Genomic DNA, 4,861 nt, shown 5'->3' on the forward strand with positions numbered 1-4,861 from the left:
GCAAAATGGATAGCGGCACCAACGGCACCATCAAGGTGGACGGCGACTGGCAGAATGCCGTTACACAGATGAACGCCGCCCTGCAGAATGAAGGTACAGAGTGGCGTTACGAACTCACTGGAGAATTGCCTACCTTGAAAAAATAGTAAACCGTCGGGCGGGCCCCAAATCGGAGCCCGCCCTTTTTCGTACCGGCAAACGCCCGATCACCGGATCTCGACCGGCTCGATGGGCTGGCAGGTCACACGGTCGAGCGGCGCATCGCGGTAGGCCACCCGCCCGAAATCGATCGTCTTGAGGTCGATGCTCCGAATCCGGCTGTCGTACATCGTCCGGTAGTAGATCACCCGGTTGCACATGTCCGAGGCCGAGGTCCACTGCGTGGCGCTCGGGATATCGGCCGGCACCTTCCCCTCGGGAAACTCGATCCCGATCGGGATATCGAAGTTGTTCAGCAGCTGGAAACCCTGCCGCACGGCATCCTCGGCCGTGGACTGTCGGGGTGCCGTAGCCTGGAAGAAGGCCGCCCGCACGAAGCGCGACGGCGGCGTGACGTCGCCCGGGATGCCCAGAAAACCGCTCCCCGCACCGAAAGACGAGAGACGGAGAGCCCCCAGCTCCTGCCCCGGAGCCGAACCCGGGTAGAGATTGACGTAGTTGTTCAGGTTGGTCAGCTGCCACTCGAAGCCCGGGGAGTTGGTCAGCACCCCGAGGGCGTTCTCGTAGAAGACCGGACGTCCGTCGATGATCTCCAGCACAAGCTGCCGGCCCGAAGTGTCGGTGAAGCGCCAGTGCACGGTCGAGGCCCGCGGATCGACCGCCACGACACGGACCCGCCCGACAGCCTCCTTCACCTCGTCCACCGTGCGGCACTCGCCGAGGAGCCACGCCACCAGCTGCAGGTCGGCGATGCTCTCGTCGCGCCGCGCCGGGTCGTACGCCTCATACCGCCCGTAGCCGGGGAAGTAGAACAGCCCGGCCGAGAGCCCCTCCTCGTTGAGCCCCTCGGCCACGAACTCCTTCTGCTCGACGGCCAGCCCGACATAGCCGTAGCGGGCCGTGAAGCGCATGCCGTCGATTCCCTCCGGGGTGTAGGAGCGTTGCGCATATCCGCGCGGCACGACGACATAGCGGCTGTTGAGGTTGCTCCCGCCCCACTCGATGGTCCGGGCCACGATGCAGGCCCCGTCTGCTGCGCGCAGCGTGATTCCCGTGCAGGCCTCGGCCCGCGGCGTCAGGGCCAGTCCCAGAAGGAGGCACCCGACCGACATACAGCGTTTCATCATATCCATTTCCGTTTTTGGTTCTGCGGCCGCCGCCGGCCCCATCGGGGCACCGGGCATGTGCCGCCCGTACAAATATAAGAAATAAACGGACCGCCGGGTCCCGTTCCGGCACGGAAAACCGCACGGCCGCAAAAAAAAGTCCCGGAGCGGAATGCCCCGGGACCAACCGCACGACGGCGGTATCTTTTTGGCGTCGGATTACTTGCGGTAAACCTTCTTGTAGCCGTAGATGGCCTCGTCGCCGAGCTCCTCCTCGATGCGGAGCAGCTGGTTGTACTTGGCCATACGGTCCGAACGCGACATCGAGCCGGTCTTGATCTGGCCCGAGTTCGTAGCCACGGCGATGTCGGCGATCGTCGAGTCCTCGGTCTCGCCCGAACGGTGCGACGTTACGGTGGTGTAGCCGGCGCGGTGAGCCATCTCGATGGCATCGAGCGTCTCGGTCAGCGAACCGATCTGGTTTACCTTGATGAGGATCGAGTTGGCGCAGCCCATCTCGATACCCTTCTTCAGGAACTCGACGTTCGTCACGAAGAGGTCGTCGCCGACGAGCTGGCACTTGTCGCCGATCTCGGCGGTCAGCATCTGCCAGCCTTCCCAGTCGTTCTCCGACATACCGTCCTCGATCGAGTCGATCGGGTACTTGGCAACCAGGCCCTTCAGGTACTCGACCTGCTCCTTCGACGAGCGCTTGGCTCCCTTCTCACCCTCGAAGATCGTGTAGTCGTAAACGCCGTCCTTGTAGAACTCCGACGAAGCGCAGTCCATGCCGATCATCACGTCCTTTCCGGGAACGTAGCCGGCCTTCTCGATGGCCTTGATGATCGAATCCAGTGCATCCTCCGTACCGTTGAGTGCGGGAGCGAAACCGCCCTCGTCGCCTACTGCGGTCGAGAGGCCGCGCTCGTGGAGCACCTTCTTGAGGTTGTGGAACACCTCGGCGCCCATGCGCAGACCCTCCTTGAGCGACGGAGCGCCCACGGGACGGATCATGAACTCCTGGAATGCGATCGGGGCGTCGGAGTGCGAACCGCCGTTGATGATGTTCATCATCGGAACGGGCAGCGTCTTGGCGTTGGCACCACCGATATAGCGGTAGAGCGGCATGCCGAAGTAGTCGGCAGCGGCGCGGGCTACGGCCAGCGAAACGCCGAGGATGGCGTTGGCGCCGAGCTTCGACTTGGTCTTCGTGCCGTCGAGGGCGATCATGGCCTTGTCGATGCCGACCTGATCGGCAACGTTCATGCCGATGATGGCCGGGGCGATCACCTCATTGACGTTCTTCACGGCGTTCAGCACGCCCTTGCCCAGGTAGCGGCTCTTGTCGCCGTCGCGGAGCTCGAGGGCCTCGTTCTCACCCGTCGATGCGCCGCTCGGAACGGCTGCACGACCGAATGCACCGGATACGGTACGAACTTCGACCTCAACGGTCGGATTGCCTCGCGAGTCGAGGATCTCCCTTGCGTGAATCTCTACAATCTGCATAGTTGTAATGGTTTGAATTTTATGGAATTAATCGCTAATAACCCATTTTGCACCGCAAAGTTACAAATAAATCGCGAATTGCGGTTCGTTTGTTGTTAAAATTTTCACGCGCCCCGCACCGGCGGCTGCGGCCCCCGTTTCGGGATTTGTGCAAAAGTCGTATCTTTGCCCCGCGGCCCGTTGCCGCACCGAGCAAACAACCGGCATGACCTATGCGAAAAGTACTCTCGTTTTCCCTTTTCCTGATGCTGGGACTCGTCGCGTCCCAGCTGCTCCCGGGGCTTCTCGGCCCGGGATACTCCTCGTTCAAGGCCACGACCGACACGTTGCTGTACGTCTGTCTGGGCTTCATCATGATCAACGTCGGCCGTGAATTCGAGATCGACAAGAGCCGCTGGCGAAGCTACACGGCCGACTACTTCATCGCCATGGCCACGGCGGCACTCCCGTGGCTGCTCATCGTACTCTATTATGTCTTCGTGCTGCTGCCCGCGCCGCTGTGGAGCAGCCCCGAGGCGTGGAAGGAAAACCTGCTGCTGAGCCGGTTCGCGGCCCCCACCTCGGCCGGCATCCTCTTCACGATGCTCGCCGCACTGAAGCTCAAGGAGAGCTGGATCTACCGCAAGATCCAGGTGCTGGCCATCTTCGACGACCTGGACACCATCCTGCTGATGATCCCGCTGCAGATCCTCATGATCGGGCTGCGCTGGCAGATGTTCGCCATCGTGGCGATCGTCGCCGTGCTGCTGGCCGTCGGCTGGCGCTGGCAAGCCACCTGGGACGTGCGTCAGGACTGGAAGCGGATCCTGGGGCTCTCGGTCATCGTCTGTGCGCTGACACAGGCGGTCTACCTCGCCACGAAACACTGGTACGGCGCCGAGAACAGCATCCACATCGAGGTGCTGCTCCCGGCCTTTGTCGTGGGCATGCTGATGCGCCACCGCCACATCGACACCCCGGCCGAACGGCGCGTCGCGACGGGCGTCTCGTTCCTCTTCATGCTGCTCGTCGGGTTGAGCATGCCGCTCGTCACGGGCTCGGGTGCGGCAGCGGCAGCCGATTCGGCCGCATCGGTCACGGCCTCGCAGCCGATGATGCCGTGGGGCATCCTCGTCCTGCATGTCCTCGCCGTGTCGCTGCTCTCGAACCTCGGCAAGCTCGTCCCGCTCTTCTTCTACCGCGACCGGTCGCTGAGCGAGCGCCTTGCCCTCTCGGTGGGCATGTTCACGCGCGGGGAGGTCGGCGCCGGCGTCATCTTCATCGCCCTGGGCTACAACCTCGGCGGCCCGGCACTGATCGTCTCGGTGCTGACGCTGGTGCTCAACCTGATCCTCACGGGCGGCTTCGTCGTCTGGGTCAAGCGGCTGGCCCTGAAGAGCTATACTCCCGAAAAATCCTGACGCACCGAACCATGAGGAGACTGCTGTCGGTTATTCTGGCCGTCCTGGCGTCGTTTCAGGCCCTTCCGGCCCGGAGCCAGAACCCCGAGCGCAACCTCATCGTCGTGCACGGCGGAGCGAACATCGCCTTTTTCGCAGCCGCCTACGACAACCTGTCGGGCACGACCTCACCCCGCGCGGGTTACTACGCCGGCGTCACCGACCATATCCGGCTGCACCGCCGGATCCCGCTCTACATCGGGACTGGGCTCCTCTTCTCGAGCCGAGGCGGCCGATACATGGGTTTCTCGGCGCGCCCGATGTACCTCCAGGTCCCGCTGACGATCGACTGCCGCATCCGCTGCTCACGCACGCTCTCGATCATTCCCACCGTCGGGGCGTGGTACGGCGCGGGCATCGGCGGCAAGCTCCGCCACAACGACGGCTGGGCGGAACTCTACGCCCCCGAAGGCCCGATGCGCCGCTCGGATGTCGGCCTGCGCATCGGGGTGGCCCTCGGCTGGGGCCGCTTCCGTCTCGAGGCGGGCTACGAACCGGGGCTGCGCAACCTTGCCCGCCCCGACGCTACCCCGACGACGCTCCTTCCGGTCCGCTTCACCCGCATGCACAGCCACTGTTTCACGATCGGGCTGGGCTGCGAATTCTGACCCGCAGCGGCCTGCCGCAGCCAAGAAAAAAAGAAAAAGGAGA

At 63.6% G+C, this 4,861-nt stretch carries 4 protein-coding genes; 2 read left to right on the forward strand and 2 right to left on the reverse strand.

Going from position 1 to position 4,861, the window contains the following annotated elements; all coding sequences use genetic code 11:
- Positions 1 to 206 precede the first annotated feature (206 nt).
- Together QZL63_RS02385 and eno are read right to left on the reverse strand one after the other, a co-directional pair.
- Complete coding sequence (locus QZL63_RS02385; protein ID WP_022307741.1) at positions 207 to 1,286, reverse strand: linear amide C-N hydrolase; 1,080 nt, start codon at positions 1,284 to 1,286, stop codon at positions 207 to 209.
- 198 nt (positions 1,287 to 1,484) lie between these two features.
- Complete coding sequence (gene eno, locus QZL63_RS02390) at positions 1,485 to 2,771, reverse strand: phosphopyruvate hydratase (RefSeq protein WP_022307742.1); 1,287 nt, start codon at positions 2,769 to 2,771, stop codon at positions 1,485 to 1,487.
- Between the two features lie 212 nt (positions 2,772 to 2,983).
- Between eno and QZL63_RS02395 the strand changes: the two genes are divergently transcribed.
- Both QZL63_RS02395 and QZL63_RS02400 read left to right on the forward strand, forming a co-directional pair.
- Positions 2,984 to 4,171, forward strand: coding sequence for a membrane protein (locus QZL63_RS02395; protein ID WP_022307743.1), 1,188 nt, complete (start codon positions 2,984 to 2,986; stop codon positions 4,169 to 4,171).
- Between the two features lie 11 nt (positions 4,172 to 4,182).
- Positions 4,183 to 4,818 (forward strand): outer membrane beta-barrel protein, encoded by a 636-nt coding sequence (locus tag QZL63_RS02400; RefSeq protein WP_022307744.1) that lies wholly within the window; start codon positions 4,183 to 4,185, stop codon positions 4,816 to 4,818.
- Positions 4,819 to 4,861 lie beyond the last annotated feature (43 nt).

This window comes from Alistipes sp. CAG:268, assembly GCA_000434235.1.
GTDB classification, from domain to species: domain Bacteria; phylum Bacteroidota; class Bacteroidia; order Bacteroidales; family Rikenellaceae; genus Alistipes; species Alistipes avistercoris.

Bases quoted from the DNA above. Each gene is read 5' to 3' on its own strand.
- QZL63_RS02385 (WP_022307741.1), bottom strand. From the start codon at position 1,286: ATGATGAAACGCTGTATGTCGGTCGGGTGCCTCCTTCTGGGACTGGCC.
- eno (WP_022307742.1), bottom strand. From the start codon at position 2,771: ATGCAGATTGTAGAGATTCACGCAAGGGAGATCCTCGACTCGCGAGGC.
- QZL63_RS02395 (WP_022307743.1), top strand. From the start codon at position 2,984: ATGCGAAAAGTACTCTCGTTTTCCCTTTTCCTGATGCTGGGACTCGTC.
- QZL63_RS02400 (WP_022307744.1), top strand. From the start codon at position 4,183: ATGAGGAGACTGCTGTCGGTTATTCTGGCCGTCCTGGCGTCGTTTCAG.